General features: G+C 64.5%; 15 protein-coding genes. 5 read left to right on the forward strand and 10 right to left on the reverse strand.

The features are described 5' to 3' along the window. Positions 1-172: 172 nt before the first annotated feature. Together F2P46_RS07535 and F2P46_RS07540 are read right to left on the reverse strand one after the other, a co-directional pair. Positions 173-385, reverse strand: coding sequence for a hypothetical protein (locus F2P46_RS07535; protein ID WP_166886996.1), 213 nt, complete (start codon positions 383-385; stop codon positions 173-175). 57 nt (positions 386-442) lie between these two features. Beyond that, the gene (locus F2P46_RS07540; protein WP_166886998.1) at positions 443-1,687 is read right to left on the reverse strand and encodes an SGNH/GDSL hydrolase family protein; all 1,245 of its coding nucleotides are present in this window, start codon (positions 1,685-1,687) and stop codon (positions 443-445) included. A 108-nt stretch (positions 1,688-1,795) separates the two neighbouring features. Here F2P46_RS07540 and F2P46_RS07545 point away from each other — a divergent pair, with 108 nt between their 5' ends. Further along, positions 1,796-2,710, forward strand: a complete 915-nt coding sequence (locus F2P46_RS07545) for a LysR family transcriptional regulator (RefSeq protein ID WP_166887001.1) — start codon at positions 1,796-1,798, stop codon at positions 2,708-2,710. Positions 2,711-2,719: 9 nt separating this feature from the next. Here the strand turns inward: F2P46_RS07545 and F2P46_RS07550 are convergent, their stop codons facing one another. From F2P46_RS07550 to F2P46_RS07565, 4 genes are all read right to left on the reverse strand, one after another. Then, entirely contained in the window at positions 2,720-3,052 is a 333-nt protein-coding gene (locus tag F2P46_RS07550) for a DUF2007 domain-containing protein (RefSeq protein ID WP_166887003.1), read from the reverse strand. Between the two features lie 100 nt (positions 3,053-3,152). After that, complete coding sequence (locus F2P46_RS07555) at positions 3,153-4,304, reverse strand: CaiB/BaiF CoA-transferase family protein (protein ID WP_166887006.1); 1,152 nt, start codon at positions 4,302-4,304, stop codon at positions 3,153-3,155. A 9-nt stretch (positions 4,305-4,313) separates the two neighbouring features. Beyond that, entirely contained in the window at positions 4,314-5,468 is a 1,155-nt protein-coding gene (locus F2P46_RS07560) for an acyl-CoA dehydrogenase family protein (protein ID WP_166887552.1), read from the reverse strand. Continuing rightward, entirely contained in the window at positions 5,468-6,652 is a 1,185-nt protein-coding gene (locus F2P46_RS07565) for a lipid-transfer protein (protein ID WP_166887009.1), read from the reverse strand. Before F2P46_RS07565 ends, F2P46_RS07560 begins: the two co-directional genes overlap by 1 nt. 102 nt (positions 6,653-6,754) lie before the next feature. Here F2P46_RS07565 and F2P46_RS07570 point away from each other — a divergent pair, with 102 nt between their 5' ends. Both F2P46_RS07570 and ybaL read left to right on the forward strand, forming a co-directional pair. Beyond that, complete coding sequence (locus tag F2P46_RS07570; protein ID WP_166887012.1) at positions 6,755-7,390, forward strand: TetR/AcrR family transcriptional regulator; 636 nt, start codon at positions 6,755-6,757, stop codon at positions 7,388-7,390. A gap of 63 nt (positions 7,391-7,453) precedes the next feature. After that, entirely contained in the window at positions 7,454-9,166 is a 1,713-nt protein-coding gene (ybaL, locus tag F2P46_RS07575) for a YbaL family putative K(+) efflux transporter (protein WP_166887015.1), read from the forward strand. 85 nt (positions 9,167-9,251) lie between these two features. Here ybaL and F2P46_RS07580 read toward each other — a convergent pair whose 3' ends face one another. Next, a complete protein-coding gene (locus tag F2P46_RS07580; RefSeq protein WP_166887018.1) occupies positions 9,252-11,216 on the reverse strand; it encodes an AAA family ATPase in 1,965 nt (654 codons plus the stop codon). A 452-nt stretch (positions 11,217-11,668) separates the two neighbouring features. Here F2P46_RS07580 and F2P46_RS07585 point away from each other — a divergent pair, with 452 nt between their 5' ends. Together F2P46_RS07585 and F2P46_RS07590 are read left to right on the forward strand one after the other, a co-directional pair. Beyond that, positions 11,669-11,806, forward strand: a complete 138-nt coding sequence (locus tag F2P46_RS07585; protein WP_166887021.1) for a hypothetical protein — start codon at positions 11,669-11,671, stop codon at positions 11,804-11,806. A 249-nt stretch (positions 11,807-12,055) separates the two neighbouring features. Beyond that, positions 12,056-12,319 carry a PEP-CTERM sorting domain-containing protein gene (locus tag F2P46_RS07590; RefSeq protein WP_166887024.1) on the forward strand — a complete coding sequence of 88 codons (264 nt, stop codon included), beginning with the start codon at positions 12,056-12,058 and terminating at the stop codon, positions 12,317-12,319. Between the two features lie 75 nt (positions 12,320-12,394). Here the strand turns inward: F2P46_RS07590 and F2P46_RS07595 are convergent, their stop codons facing one another. The 3 genes from F2P46_RS07595 to F2P46_RS07605 all read right to left on the reverse strand — a co-directional run bounded on the left by F2P46_RS07595 (position 12,395) and on the right by F2P46_RS07605 (position 15,255). Next, positions 12,395-12,949, reverse strand: a complete 555-nt coding sequence (locus F2P46_RS07595; RefSeq protein ID WP_166887027.1) for a DUF1697 domain-containing protein — start codon at positions 12,947-12,949, stop codon at positions 12,395-12,397. A 7-nt stretch (positions 12,950-12,956) separates the two neighbouring features. After that, a complete protein-coding gene (gstA, locus tag F2P46_RS07600; protein WP_166887029.1) occupies positions 12,957-13,565 on the reverse strand; it encodes a glutathione transferase GstA in 609 nt (202 codons plus the stop codon). Between the two features lie 124 nt (positions 13,566-13,689). Next, positions 13,690-15,255 carry an ATP-binding protein gene (locus tag F2P46_RS07605; protein WP_166887032.1) on the reverse strand — a complete coding sequence of 522 codons (1,566 nt, stop codon included), beginning with the start codon at positions 15,253-15,255 and terminating at the stop codon, positions 13,690-13,692. Positions 15,256-15,282: the final 27 nt, after the last annotated feature.

Consider the following 15,282-nt stretch of genomic DNA (forward strand, 5'->3'; position numbering starts at 1 on the left):
ACGATTTCGCAGTGCCAATAGCGAGCTATTGGCCGAGAAAGCGGCGAAATATGGGCCGTCCCAGGTATTTTTGCAGCCGACGATCCCAAGTCCGACAGGCTGCTAGCGGTGGGCAACGCAGCAAGGCACCGCTTATGGAAGCTAGAAATTACAAGAATTTATGCGCACTTACTTAGGTAAAATTCATCGGCCCACCCTCGCTGTCGACAATCGCGCACACCCGCGCCAGGGCGGCGGAGTCGCCCACGAACACGTACAGCACCGGATCGGTACCGTCGATGGGAATGCACAGCGCTTCGGTCTGGTTATGGTCGAGCACATTGAGCGCGGCCGCTTGCAGGTCGCGCATCAGCTTTTTGTTGCGTGCGTCAAAAAAATCGTTCATGGACAACTCCCTGGCAGGTGATCTCACCTCCTTGGACGTCGCCCGCCGCCATCTGGTTCAGTGCCGCACCCGCTTTTTCCCCATCAGCTGGCCCAAGTCGAGCGCTTTTGCCAGCGCGCGGTAGCCGGCGTCGCCCGGATGCAGATGGTCGCCCGAGTCGTAATCGGCCCGCATGCGCGACGGCCGCGCCGGGTCGCGCAGCACGGCATCGGCATCGAATACCGCATCGAACTGGCCGCTGCCCACAATCCAGCGGTTCACGCGCTGGCGCACTGCTTCCTTGGCGGGACTGTAATGGCCTTCGTAGGGCGTGCCGGCCAGCGCGCCCTCGAACGGCAGCAGCGTGGCGCCGACGATGCGCAGTTTGTGCGCGCGGGCGCGCGCGATCAGCTGGCGATAGGCCTCGATGACCTGCTCCGCGCTGACGGCGGCATCGCCCGGCGCGAACGGGCTGCCGGGCCAGCCGATGTCGTTAATCCCCATCATGACGATCACGCTGGCCACGCCGGGCCGCGCCAGCACATCCTGGTCGAAGCGCGCCAGCGCATTGGCGCCCATGCGCTCTCCCAGCAGGCGCGCGCCCGAAATGCCGGCGTTGACGACGCCCACGCCGCTTGGGGCGAGCCGCTGCGCCAGCACGTCGGTCCAGCGCCGGTCCCGGTCGGGCGAGGAGCCGTTACCGTCGGTGATCGAGTCGCCCAGCACCACCACGCTGCGCGTCGCGGCAGGCGCTTCGACCAGCACCGCAGTCAAAAATGCGCGCCCCGGAAAGCGCACGGCCGCCGGCAGGTCGGCCGCCGCTGTGGCATTGCCGCGCACCAGATACGGCGTTTGCTGGGCGCCCCAGTGAAAGGTCGACACCGGCGTGGGCGCCGGGTAGTAGGTGGTGATGGCCAGCCGCGCCAGCGCGCCGGCCGCCAGGTCGACCGGATCGCTGACCAGCACCGCACCGGGTGCCGCGCTGGCATTGGCACTGCCGCCGAAGGTGACCGCCCGACTCCTGCCCATCAGCGCGGCCCCGTCGCCGGCCAGCGCAACGCGCATCTCGCCCACCTGCAGCGGCGTGGCGCCGTAGCGGTTCGACAGCACGATGCGCAGGCGCTTGCCACCCACGCTCAGGCGCACCACGTCGCGCACCGACTGCTGTTCGAACGACGCCGGCACGCCCACCGGCAGGATGAAACTGTCGTCCCAGCGCGCCTGCGCACTGGCGCCCCAGCTGGCGACCCAGTGCGGCTCACTGGCGACGGCAAGCTGCAATGAAAACAATAACAAGACCGGCAGCGCGCGTAATCCCGACATGGCATTTCCCCTTGAATGAAGTGAAGGCACAAGGTAGGCCATTCCGCATTGCGCCGGTAGACAGCCGGATCGACTATCATCCATTCCAATCTGGAATAAGGAGCAACGATGGATACCTTGCGCTTGATGCACCTGTTCACCCGCGCGGTCGACCTGGGAAGCCTGTCGGCGGCAGCGCGCGAGGCCGGCACCACGCAGCCGACGGTCAGCAAGGCGATCAACGCGCTCGAGGCCCACCTGGGCGTGCGCCTGCTCGAGCGCAGCACCACGGGCCTGCTGGCGACGGCCGAAGGCTTGCGCTTTCATGAGCGCGCCCGCCGCCTGCTTGACGAATACGAGGATGCGCTGGCCGACGTACGCGGCCACGCGCGCCAGGCAACGGGCCTGCTGCGCGTGAACGCGCCGGTGGCGCTGGGCCAGTTTCACCTGAACGCGCTGGCGCAGGAGTTCCTGGCGCTGCATCCGGACATCGGGATCGAGCTGATTTTGAATGACCGTTTCGTCGACCTGGTCGGCGATGGCGTGGACGTGGCGGTGCGCCTGGGCGGTCCGCTTCCGCCCGATTCGGTAGCACGGTCGATTGCGCTCTCGCCACGCTCGCTGGTGGCGGCGCCGGCCTACCTGGCGGCACATGCTCGCCTTGAGCGGCCGGAGGACCTGGCGCAGCACGATTTCATTCGCTTTGCCTGGCTGGCGGACGGCGACGAAGTGACACTGCAACGCGGGGTGGAAGCGGTCACGGTGACGACGCGCGGGCGCTATCGGGTCAATAACGCGCTGGCCATTCGCGACTGCCTGCTTGCCGGCGCCGGAATCGGCCTGTGTCCGCACTGGCTGATGCACGACATGCTGCAAGCGGGCCGGCTGGTGCGCGTGCTGCCCGCGTGGAGCGGCACGCCGCAGCAACTAGCGCTGGTGTATCCGTCGCGCCGCTACCAGCCGGCGCGCTCGCGCCTGTTCATGGACTTCCTGGCGGCACGCATCGGCGCCCTGCCGGGATGGACCTCGACCATCGACGCTTAGCCCGCGCGTTTACTCGGGCTGGCCCACATCGGCATCGTCGCTCAGGGCAAAGTCGCCGTGCTCGCGCGCGGCCAGCAGTTGCTGCGCCTGTTCCAGGTATTCTTGGGGCGCCAGCACGCGCACCCCGCCCATCGCGGGCAGCAGGAACTGGTCGGCCTGGGCGTGGTTGACATCGGCCACCACGGCCGGAATGCCGGAAGCGACCAGGAAGCTGCGCGCCAGGTGCGCTTCGGTCGGCGTGAAGAATTTGGCGACGATGAACAGGTCGCGCCCCGGAATCGCTTCAGATTCGGCCGTGCTGTCGTCCGGGAAGGACTCAGGGCCGCTCAGGGTATCTTGCATAGTGCCTCCGCAGGGTGTTTGACTGTGACAATCTTACTCCTGATCGCCCCAAGCGCTGGTTAATCGGGCCACACAAGCGCCATATCGATAAGAACGCTCCTCAAATGACGCCCTGCGCGGCCAGGGCGGCAATCGCATCATCATCCCAGCCCCAGTCTTTCAGCACCGCCGCGCTGTGCTGGCCGGGCCAGGCCGGTGCGCTACCGAGTTCCGGCACGGTGCGCGAAAAGCGCGGCGCCGGCGCCGGCTGCATCACGCCGTCGACCTCCACGAAGGTGGCGCGCGCGGCGTTGTGCGCATGACGCGGCGCTTCGTCCAGGTCGAGCACGGGCGCGAAGCAGGCGTCGGTCCCTTCCAGCAGCGCGCACCACGCGTCGCGCGTGCGCCGCGCAAACAAGGCCGCCAGTTTGTCGCTCAGCTCAGGCCAGCCGGCCGGCTCCATCTGCGCGTCGAAGGCGGGATCTTCGGCCCCGGCGAGTTTGCGCAGCAGCGCGTAGAACTGCGGCTCGATCGCCCCTACAGAGACGAATTTGCCGTCGGCGCAGGCGTAGGTGTCGTAAAAATGGGCGCCGCCGTCGAGCAGGTTCGCTTCGCGCCCGCCGCTCCAGCCGCCCTGGGCGCGCAAGCCGTACATCATGGCGCCCAGGAGCGCCGCGCCGTCGGTCATGGCGGCGTCGATCACCTGGCCCTTGCCCGAGCCGCGCGCCTCCAGCAGCGCGCAAACGACGCCGAAGGCGAGCATCATCGCTCCCCCGCCAAAGTCGCCCACCAGGTTCAGGGGCGGCGCCGGCGGCGCATCGGCGCGGCCCATCGCGTGCAGCATGCCGGTGAGCGCGATGTAGTTGATGTCGTGCCCCGCCGCCTGCGCCAGCGGGCCGCTCTGGCCCCATCCGGTCACGCGCCCGTACACCAGCGCGGCGTTACGCGCCAGGCAAGCGTCCGGCCCGAGTCCGAGCCGCTCCATCACGCCGGGGCGAAAGCCTTCGAGCACCGCGTCGGCTTTGGCGATCAGGTCCAGCGCAATCGCTTGCGCGGCCGGCTGCTTGAGGTCCAGCGCCAGCGAGCGCCGTCCGCGCGCCAGCACGTCGTATTTCGTCCCCAGCATGGGAAACGGCGTGGCCGCGCCGGGCGCGCTCTTGCGCTCGATGCGGATCACTTGCGCGCCCATGTCGGCCAACATCATGGCGGCAAACGGACAGGGTCCGAGGCCTGCCATTTCGATCACCTTGATTCCTGCCAGCGGTCCTGCCATGCGCTTCTCCTACAGTGAACGGGCGATGATTTCTTTCATGATCTCATTGGCGCCGCCGTAGATGCGCTGCACGCGCGCGTCCACGTACATCTGGGCGATCGGGTAGTCGAGCATGTAGCCGTAGCCGCCAAAGAGCTGCACGCACTGGTCGATCACCTTGCATTGCAGGTCCGAGATCCAGTATTTGGCCATGGAAGCGGTCACGGTATCCATGTTGCCCTTCATGGTCTCATCGATGCAGCGGTCGATGAAAATACGCGCAATGGTGGCCTCGGTCTTGATTTCGGCCAGCACGAAGCGCGTGTTCTGCATCTCGATCAGGGCCTGGCCGAAGGCGCGCCGTTCGCGCGTGTAGTCGATCGTCAAACGCAGCGCCCGTTCGATCGCGGCCACGCCGGCCACGCCCAGGATTGTGCGCTCGTAGGGCAGCTCGGTCATCAGCTGGGCAAAGCCCTGCCCCTCCACGCCTCCGAGTACGTTGTCGAGCGCCACATGGGCGTCCTCGAAAAACAGTTCGCAGGTGTCCTGGCCCTTTTGCCCGACCTTTTCCAGGATGCGGCCGACGCGAAAGCCGGGGTTGTCCCGGGTCTCCATCAACAGCAGCGAAACGCCTTTGGCGCCCGCTTCGGCATCGGTCTTGACCACGACGACGACCAGGTCGGCCAGGTAGCCGTTCGAAATGAAGGTCTTGGAGCCATTGACCTTGTAGCCGCTGGCCGTTTTGACGGCGGTGGTGCGGATGCCTTTCAGGTCGGAGCCGGCGCCCGGCTCCGACATGGCGATCGCCGCCACCATTTCGCCGCTGGCCAGCTTGGGCAGGTACTTGCGCTTTTGCGCCTCGGTGCCCTGGTTGAGCAGGTAATGGGCAACGATGGCGTGCACGTGGATGCCGAAGGCCATGTCGCCGCAGTAGCCCAGTTCTTCGAACACGATGGCCTGGTGCGCAAAGCTGCCGTCCGATCCGCCGTACTGCTCGGGGATGTCGGCGCACAGGATGCCCATGGCGCCGCCCTTGTGCCACAGATCACGGTCGACGTGCTGCTGCTCGCGCCAGCGCTGCTGGTGCGGCGCGACTTCGCTGGCCGCGAAGCGGCGCACGGCGTCGCGAAAGCCTTCCAGTTCGGGGGTCATCCAGGGCGAGGCGCCGCACACGTTCATCTCCATCATGCGGCCCGGTACATGGTGACCACGCAGGCGCCGCCCAGGCCCAGGTTGTGCTGCAACGCGACGCGCGCGCCGTCGACCTGGCGCGCGCCGGCGCTGCCGCGCAACTGGTGCGTCAGTTCAAAGCACTGGGCCAGGCCGGTCGCGCCCAGCGGGTGCCCTTTCGAGAGCAGGCCGCCGGACGGATTGGTGACGACCTTGCCGCCGTAGGTGTTGTCGCCATCGTTGATGAATTTGTCGGCGCCGCCTTCCGGGCACAGGCCCAGGGCTTCGTAGGTGATCAGCTCATTGTGGGCGAAGCAGTCGTGCAGTTCGACGACATCGAGTTCGTCGGGACCGATGCCGGCCTGCGCGTACACCTTGGCGGCGGCATCGCGGCTCATGTCGTAGCCGACCAGGCGCATCATGTCGCCCGAGTCAAACGTGCTGGCGCGGTCGGTGGTCATGGCTTGCGCGGCGATATACACGTCGGCCTTGAGGCCATGCTTTTTCGCGAAGTCTTCCGACACCAGCACGGCGGCAGCGGCGCCGCAGGTCGGCGGACAGGCCATCAGGCGCGTCATCACGCCCGGCCAGATCATGGGTGCGTCCAGCACGTCCTGGGGCGTGACCTCCTTGCGGAACAGCGCCAGCGGATTGTTCACGGCGTGGCGGCTGGCCTTGGCGCGGATTTTGGCAAAGGCGTCGAACGGGGTGCCGTATTTGTTCATGTGGGCCAGGCCCGCGCCGCCGAAGTAGCGCAGCGCCAGCGGCAGCTCGGGCATGCCGACCAGTTCATCGGTAACACGGTCGAACGGCTCGAACGGGCTGGGACGGTCGGCGAACACGGCGCCGAGCGCGCCCGGGCTCATTTGCTCGAAGCCGAGCACCAGCACGCACTCGGCGGCGCCGCTGGCGATGGCCTGGCGCGCCAAAAACAGCGCGGTGGAGCCGGTCGAACAGTTGTTGTTGACGTTGACGATCGGGATGCCGCTCATGCCGACCTGGTACAGCGCCTTCTGGCCGCTGGTGGAGTCGCCATACACGTAGCCGGCGTAGGCCTGCTCGATGTCGTCGTAGGCCACGCCCGCATCGTCGAGCGCCTGGCGCGCGGCCAGCGCGCCCATCTGGTCGTAAGGCGCGCTGGCGCCCGGCTTGGCGAAGGGGATCATGCCCACGCCAGTGACAAAAACTTTGCGGCTCATGCGCGTCTCCTGGATATTTTTATGAACTAGGTCGCTCGACCTAGTGCGTCGATTATAGGTCAGCCGACCTGCTTTGCATAGCGCCATGCGATAATCGCGCCCATGTCCCCGACCCTCGCCAGCGCCCTCAAACACAAAGCCTCCGTCACCACCGAAAAAGGATTGGGGCGGGCTCACGACATTTTGCGTGCGGCGCGCACCTTGCTGGCGACCGAAGGCTATGCCGGGCTGTCGATGCGGCGCGTGGCGGCGGATGTGGGCATCAGCCTGTCGAACGTGCAGCACTACTACCAGAGCAAGGATGCGCTGCTCGAAGCGCTGCTGCTCTATACGATGGACGTGTTCCAGTCGAAGATGGATTCGATTTCGGCGGCCATGACGAGCGAGCCGCGCCTGGACCAGCTTTTGTCGACCTGCGACATGTTTTTGGAAGAGATCACCGACCCCGTGACGCACGCGATCTTTTTCGAGATCTGGGCACTGGCCTCGCGCAACGCCTTCGCCTCGAACCTGATGGATACCATGATGGCGCGCGAGCGCAAGGCCATCTTCAAGCTCATTCGCGGCCTCAATCCCGCCATCGGCGACGAGCAATACCGCCAGCGCGCCATCCTGATGGTGGCGCAGATCGAGGGCCTGATGCTGTTCCGGCTCGATAAAACCGGGCGCCGCGACGAATTCCTGGCGGTGCGCGCCTCGGTGCGCAAGGTTTTGCTGGCGCTGGCCACCATTCCGTAGGCGTCTGTACAGGACCATGTAAACTATACTGGGGGCTCCGCCCATCACGAGGAGAGCGTCCGTATGCACCACAACATCAGCCTGATTACCACCATCGCCGCCGCGTTGGGCTTCGGCCTCATATTCGGCATGATCGCGGTGCGCCTCAAATTGCCGGCGCTGGTCGGCTACCTGGCCGCCGGGATCGTGATCGGCCCGGCCACGCCGGGCTTCGTGGCCGACGTGGCGCTGGCCGGGCAACTGGCCGAAATCGGCGTGATGCTGCTGATGTTCGGCGTCGGCCTGCATTTTTCGCTGGACGACCTGATGGAAGTGCGCGGCATCGCCGTGCCTGGCGCGGTGCTGCAGATCGGCGCGGCCACCGGCATGGGCATCGGCATGGCGTATTTTTGGGGCTGGAGCCTGGGCGCGGGCCTGGTGTTCGGGCTGGCGCTGTCGGTGGCCAGCACAGTGGTGCTGCTGCGGGCGCTGGAGGACTTGGGCATACTCGATTCGATCAACGGCCGCATCGCGGTCGGCTGGCTGGTGGTCGAGGATCTGGTGACGGTGCTGATGCTGGTGATGCTGCCGGCGCTGGCCGGCGCGCTGGGCGGAACAGGGCCGGACGGCGTCGCCGCCGGGGCCGACGCGAACATCTGGAAAACCCTGGGGCTCACCCTGGGGCAGGTGGCCGCCTTTATCGTCTTCATGCTGGTGGTCGGGCGCAAGCTGTTCCCGTGGTTTTTGTGGCGCGTGGCGCGCACCGGTTCGCGCGAGTTGTTTACGCTGGCCGTGGTCGCCACCGCGGTCGGCATTGCCTACGGCTCGTCGGAATTGTTTGGCGTGTCGTTCGCACTGGGCGCGTTCTTTGCCGGGATGGTGCTGCGCGAGTCTCCCCTGAGCCACCGCGCGGCCGAAGAATCGCTGCCGCTGCGCGATGCGTTTTCGGTGCTGTTTTTTGTGTCGGTGGGCATGCTGGCCGATCCGATGGTGCTGGTCGAGAGCCCGCTGCGCGTGCTGGCGGTGGTGGCCGTGATCATGTTCGGCAAGTCGCTGGTGGCCTTTGCGCTGGTGATCGCGTTGCGCTATCCGCTCAATACGGCGCTGACGGTGTCGGCCAGCCTGGCGCAGATCGGCGAATTTTCGTTCATCCTGGCGGCGCTCGGCATGTCGCTTGGCTTGCTGCCGAAAGAAGGCCAGAGCCTGATCCTGGCCGGGGCGATTATGTCGATCGCGCTCAATCCGCTGCTGTTCAAGGCGATCGAGCCGCTGCAGCGCGCCTTGCGCGCGCGCTCGGACGCGGCGCGCAAGGTGGAGCGCTCGACCGATCCGCTGGCCGAACTGCCGATGTCGGTGCCGCAGGAGCGCCTGAGCGGGCAGGTGGTGCTGGTCGGGTACGGGCGGGTTGGCCGGATGATCGCCGATGCGCTCACGGCGCAGGGGGTGCATATCGTGGTGGCGGAGCAGAACCGCGAGCTGGTCGACCAGCTGCGCCGCCGCGATATTGCGGCAGTGGCGGGCAACGCGGCGGAACCGGCGGTGCTGATCCAGGCGCACATCGCGCGCGCGGCCTTGCTGGTGATTGCCACGCCCGATACCTTCCATGTACGCGCCATGATCGAAACGGCGCGCGCGCTCAATCCGGGGATCCGTACGCTGGTGCGCACGCATAACGAGGAGGAAGCGGAATTGCTGCGCAAGGAGACCGGCAGCCAGGTGTTCGTCGGGGAGAGGGAGCTGGCGCGCAGTATGGCCGAGCGGATCAGCGTGGATCTGGCGGCGGTGAAGCCGCACTAACTAACTCCTCGTTCCCGCCAAGGGGGCCGCCGAGGCCGGGAACGACGAAGCATATTTAGCTGGTACCAACCTTTACAGTCGATGCTTAAACCGCCGCCGCCTCGGTACACAGCTTCAGATTACCCAAGCGCTGGCCGGCCACGTGAAACGCCAGCAGATCGCGGCGCTCTTCCAGCAGTGCGAACACGGCATCCTTGGACAGCACGTACTGGTCCAGCAAGGTATCCTTGAGCGACTCGATCACCGCCTTGTAATCGCGGATCGCCCCCAGGGTGTACGTGTAGAGCTCATCGGACTTCTCTTCCACCTGGCGGACCGTGTGCTCGCCGCTGCCTTCGTTCTTCAACTGCGTGTAATCGATCTTGGAGTGCGAATACATCGACAGGCGATTGACCATCAAATTGAGCATCTTGGTCGCTTTCTCGATGTCGTTCTGGCTGCCCACCGAAATCCCGCGCGCTCCGTAAAACAGCTCCTCGGCCGCCACGCCGCCGTACAGCTGGATCACGTCCTGCTCCAGTTCTTCCAGGGTGCGCAGCGACACGTCATCGCCCGATTGCAGCACATACCCCAGCGCGCCCAATTTGGACACCGACTCGGTACTGATCTTGAGCAGGTGCGATTTTTCCTTCACCTCGGCCAGGCTCAGGCCCTGGCGCAGGTACGGGTCGATCTGCATGAAGAAGTGCCCCAGTTCGTGCAGCGCCACCCGTTCGCGCTGCTTGTGCTTTTCGGCGGTAGTGGCGCGGTCGGTCAAGCCCAGGGTGGCGCGCTCGAACGCGCGGAACATCAAGTCGGTGTTGATGATCGCCTTTTCCTGGATCGAGATCATGCTGGCGCGTTCGACCACGGTTTCCAGCAGCGCGGGACTGAGGTTGGCGGTCATTTCGGCGACCTGGCCCAGATCGAGGTCGTTCCAGTCGACCAGGCCCTCCTTCTTGCGGCCCAAAAAGCTCTTGAGCAGCGCACCGCGCTCGCCCTTGTTCGGCAGGCGGAAGTTGATCTTGACCGAAAAACGGCGCAGCATCGCTTCATCCATCTCGACCGACGCGTCGTCGAAATTCGAGGCCACCACCCAGATCACGCCGGCGCCCTTGTCGCTCTTAACGCCGTCCAGGAGGCCGAGCAGCGTGTTGGCAGTGTCGTCTTCCCACTTCTTCTCGCCGCGGCCGCGCGGCATGAACAGGGTTTGCGCTTCGTCCAGGAAGATGATGCAGCTGCCGCGTGCGCAGGCCTTGCGGTACAGCGCATTCAAGGCCTTGGAACCACCGCCCACGTAGCCCGATTCGAGCGCCGAGCCGGAGGCCTGGATCAGCGGTACATTGAGTTTCTTGGCCAGGTAGCCAACCAGCTTGGTCTTGCCGGTGCCGGCGGGGCCGGTCAGCATCACGTTGAACGGCTTGTCGATGTTGTGCGACTTGTATTCGCTGCGGTTGCGGATCATGTCTTCCAGGTGCAGCACTTCCTGCTTGATGTCGTCCATGCCGATCAGGTCATCCATGCTGCCTTTGAGCTTGTCCGGCATGATGACGGCGGCGCTCATGCCCATGCCGGGGATGCCGAACTTGATCGCGTAGAGAATGAGCAGGATCAAAAAGATATCGAGCGCGTGGCGCTTCAGGAAAGCGACCGCTTCGGCGCTGGCGGCGTTCTGGCCTTCGTCGAGCAGGACCGCCTTGTGCGAGGCCAGGTAGTCTTCCTTGGCGATCGAGTACGGAATCGCGTTCTTGAGCAGCACTTCGCGCTCCAGGCTCAGGTGCGAGGTGCTCGGCACCTTGATCACGTGCAGCTGGGGCGCGTCCTTGAATTTGAAGATGTAGCGCGGCGACTCCGACAGCGGCTTGGCCACCATCAGGTATTCCAGCTTGTCCTTCTGCGAGGCCAGCGCGGTGATGCGCGAAATGTCCTGCGAATGAACCAGCGGGCTGGTGTCCTGCTCCACATCGGCGTTGTAGATGACCAAGCCGACGAGCAGGACGAACAGGAGTCCGGCGCCAATGCGCACGTAGACATTCTTGAGGGCGAGCTGGAGCTGGGCAAGATTGGGCATGTGGTTACTCTATGAATGGTGGCTGCGGACGGAATGACTATGCAAACATCGTTCTTCTGCCGCGCGATGGTGGGGAGCGGCAGTGACAGCGACGTTCGATATGTGACCATGATAATTTCCGCAAACCATGTGGCCGATCGATGTCGCCTGACGGTACATCCGCACGACGGGCGATGTGGCCCATGCGTGCTCCTTTGCCATCAATTTGATGCTTGAAGGCAATGGATTAGGGAGACTATACCGCCAAAAAAATGCCAGGTATACCTTGATCTGCTGAAAAAATTTTGCGACGCAACACCTCTGATCAACTCGACAATGCGTCTTGTGGTGGACCTGAGCCACATCAAGGCCCGCTTGGGAAATGCCGGTATGTTCGTAACATTTCGTATCAGCCCTTGATGGTAAATCGCGATCATTAGATGATCCTTAAAACCCACGAATGGATTAGTGACATGCGTCGTCTCCTCGCTTATTTCGCCAGCCTGTTCGGCGCCCGTTCCGCCGCCGCCGACGACCCTCTGACCGGCGCAGTCGACCTGTCCGATACCGCCTACTGCCACGGCTTGCTGTCGCGCGAGAGCGAGCTGTAACAAGTGGCAACCCTCGTGTTTTTTTGACAGTTTCCTTGCGTTTTGATGCAGCGCAGCATTTATCGAGAAATGTTAATTCCTCTGATCAATAAAACATCAAAAAAACGACGTTTAGAGCGGAATGGCTTTGAATTCGGTGGCGAGCGTGGTTAAATACAAGGCTGGATGATTCGCATTTAGTGCTCATCTGGTTGCAATGCAGCATGAGTAATCATGCTCTTGCGGAAACCAAAAAGAAGAGGAAACACCGTGAAAAAATACGCAGTCGCATCAGCTTTCATGCTCGCCCTGGTGGCCGCCGCACCAGCGAGCGCTATCGAGGTATTGGACAACCAGCAGGCGGGCGCCGCCGCCATGGACAGCCACCCGCAGATGAACGCCATGCAGATGGCCACGATGCCAGCCCCGCAGATGTCGGAATTGCCCGAGCCTGAAGTCTTCGCCATGATGCTGCTCGGCCTGGTGCTGATCGGTTACCGCGCACGCCGCGAAAGTGGCGAAAAATTCCAGTAATCAAAGAATTGCATAAAGAAATCCCGCCGAACGCGGGATTTTTTTTGCCTGCCCCGATCCTGGATGGCAGGCGGGTCAGCCCTTGGGCGGTTCGGCGCACAGCGCCTGCAATTTACACAGGGTATTCCAGTTGCGCGCGGTCAGGCCGTCGCCGATCAGCTTGCCCATCGCGCCCGCCACTTTACTTTCCAGTACGCCGTCCGGACACCACAAATATGCGGCTTGCTCGCCCACGGCCAGCATGTCCGGCGCCCAGTCGCGCTCGGCCAGCGGCGCCAGCAAGGCTGGCGCCTGCGGATCGCTGAACACGAACACCAGCAAGCGCGCGTTATCGGTGGCCACCGCCAGCAAGGGGTTGGCGGCGACGATGCGGTCGAGGTCATCGCTGCCGAGCACCATCACCCTTGCCACCACGCCCAGCTTGACCACCATCGCATCCTGGATGCGTGCGGCCATGGCCGCACGCAACTTGGGCGGCGCACGGAACACCACATTGCCACTGTTGAGCAGCGTGCGGACATCCGTGCAGCCCAGTTCGCCAACGAGCTGGCGCAGGTCAGCCATGGCGATCCGTTTGGCGCGCCCGACGTTAATGCCGCGCAACAGGGCGATACAGCGTGCGCCGTTCATCCGGCGCTTACTTGAGCAAGCCTTCGTCGCGCAGCGCCTGCTGCACCATCGGCCGCTCGCTCACGCGTTGTTGGAACGCTTGCACCAGAGGAAAGCCGGACAGGTCGAACTTGAGCACGCCGGCCCAGTTCAGCACCGTAAACAAATACGCATCGGCCACCGTGAACTGGGCGCCGGTCAGGTAGTCGCGTCCGTCGAGCATGCGTTCGACATAGGCCAGGCGCGTGCGCAGGTTGCCGTGCGCATAGTTGACCAGCTCTTCGCCGATGTTGGGACGGAACAGCGGGCTGAAATTCTTGTGCAGCTCGGTGGAAATGAAGTTGAGCCACTCGGCCAGCGCATAGCGTTCCGGGGTACCGGCGGCGGGCGCCAGTTTTTTCTCGGGCGCCAGGTCGGCCAGGTATTGCACGATGGCGGGACCTTCGGTCAGCAGCATGCCGCGCCCGGTGTCGAGGGCCGGCACGTAGCCCTTGGGATTGATGGCGCTGAAGTCCGCTCCGCTGGCAGTGACCTTCTTGCGCAGATCGACCGCTTCGGTCGTAAATGCCAAGCCTGCTTCGAGCAGGACGATGTGGGGAGAAAGCGAACAAGCACCGGGACTGAAGTACAGTTTCATGATGGTCCTTTGAATGTGGAAGGGTCACGCAGGACAAGCGGCGCGCTGGACGGCGGCGCGTCGAAAGAATGGCAAGCGTACAATAAAACGAGCGCTCGCGCTTGGGCGCACGCAAGGACGGTGACTACGCCGCGCCGTCGGGCGCGCCTTCGACCGACGTCACCCTGGGAATGCGCAAGGTGAAATGGGTGCCCTGGCCCAGCGTGCTGCTCACGGCGATGGTGCCGAGGAATTGCTTGACGATCAGGTTGTACACGATATTGAGGCCGAGCCCGGTACCGCCCTGCCCGCGCCTGGTGGTGAAAAACGGATCGAAGATGCGGTCGAGTACGTCCGGGGCGATGCCCCTGCCGTCATCTTTGACGTGCAGTTCGACCACCTCGCCGTCGAGGCGGGCGCTGATCATGATTTCGCCGGGGGTATCGGCCTCGAAGGCGTGCTCCACGCAATTGAGGGTCAGGTTGGTGATGACCTGGGCAAACGCGCCGGGGTAACTGTCGAGCACGATGTCGTCCGGGCAGTTCAGCACCAGCGCAATCGGGGTTTTCTTGAGCTTGGGCTGGAGGCTGGAGACGATTTCTTCGATGTATTCGTGCAGACCGAAGCGACGGCGCGCCTCGCTGGTCTGGTCGACCGCGATCTGCTTGAAGCTGTGGATCAGGTGCGCCGCGCGGTAGGCGTTGTTCATGATCAGGCGCGCGCTTTCGCTGGCCGTTTCCACGTACCGCAGGATATCGGACTTTTTCAGGCCGGCGCCCTTGACGGCGATTTCCAGCTCGTCGGTGGCGGCCTTGAGCACCGAGGCGCTGGTCAGGGCGATCCCGACCGGGGTGTTGATTTCGTGCGCGACCCCGGCCACCAGGCTCCCGAGCGAGGCCAACCGTTCCGCCTGGAGCAGCGATTCCTGGGTCTGGCGCAAGTCGTGCATCGCCTGGGCGGTCTGCTGGGACGAGCGGCGCGCCGCATCCTCGGCGTCGCGAATGCGCCCGATGGTCGATTTCAGGCGGCGCTGGATCTGGTTGAAGCCGCGGATCACCTCGCCGAGCTCGTCGCGCCGGTTCTCGGGCAACTCCTCCACCTCGTCGCTGCCGCGCGTGGCCAGGTCGAACAAGCCGTCGCGCAATTGCTTGAGCGGCTCGAACACCACCCGCAGCGACAGCGCCAGCGCCGCCACCAGGATCAGGTCGAGCAGCAGCACTTCGATCACCTTGCGTATCAGTTCGGAAGCGAGCGCCTTGTCGATCTGGGCGCGGCTAAAATTGATCACCACCCGCCCCACCGAGACCGGCTTGATCGAGGCGCTGGCGCTGCCGCCTTCGTGGAACACCAGCGTGGCGTCGACCGCCTGGCCGACCGGCTCGGGCGCGCCATCGACCGTGACCAGCTTGCCGTCGGGCGCACGCAGCTTGCCGGCGAACAGGCCGACCGAGCTGTCGTAGACGCGGATCGCCACCACTTCGGGCGGCAGCATCTCGGCCTCGACGATGCTGTCGACCTTGGACTTGTCCAGGTCCCACAGGGCCGATGGCAGACTGATCTGCAAACGCGTGATCACCCCCTTGCGCAGGCGCTGGTTGCTTTCCTCCAGGGCCTTGCCCAGCGAATACTGGGTGTAGCTGCCGGAAATGGTGAGCACCAGGGTGACGATCACCACGAACAGCAGTTTCAGCCGGCTTTGAATACCGAACATCCGATTCCTCCCGAAAAACAGCATGCG

This window comes from Massilia sp. CCM 8734, from assembly GCF_011682155.1.
Lineage (GTDB): Bacteria > Pseudomonadota > Gammaproteobacteria > Burkholderiales > Burkholderiaceae_D > Telluria_A > Telluria_A rubra.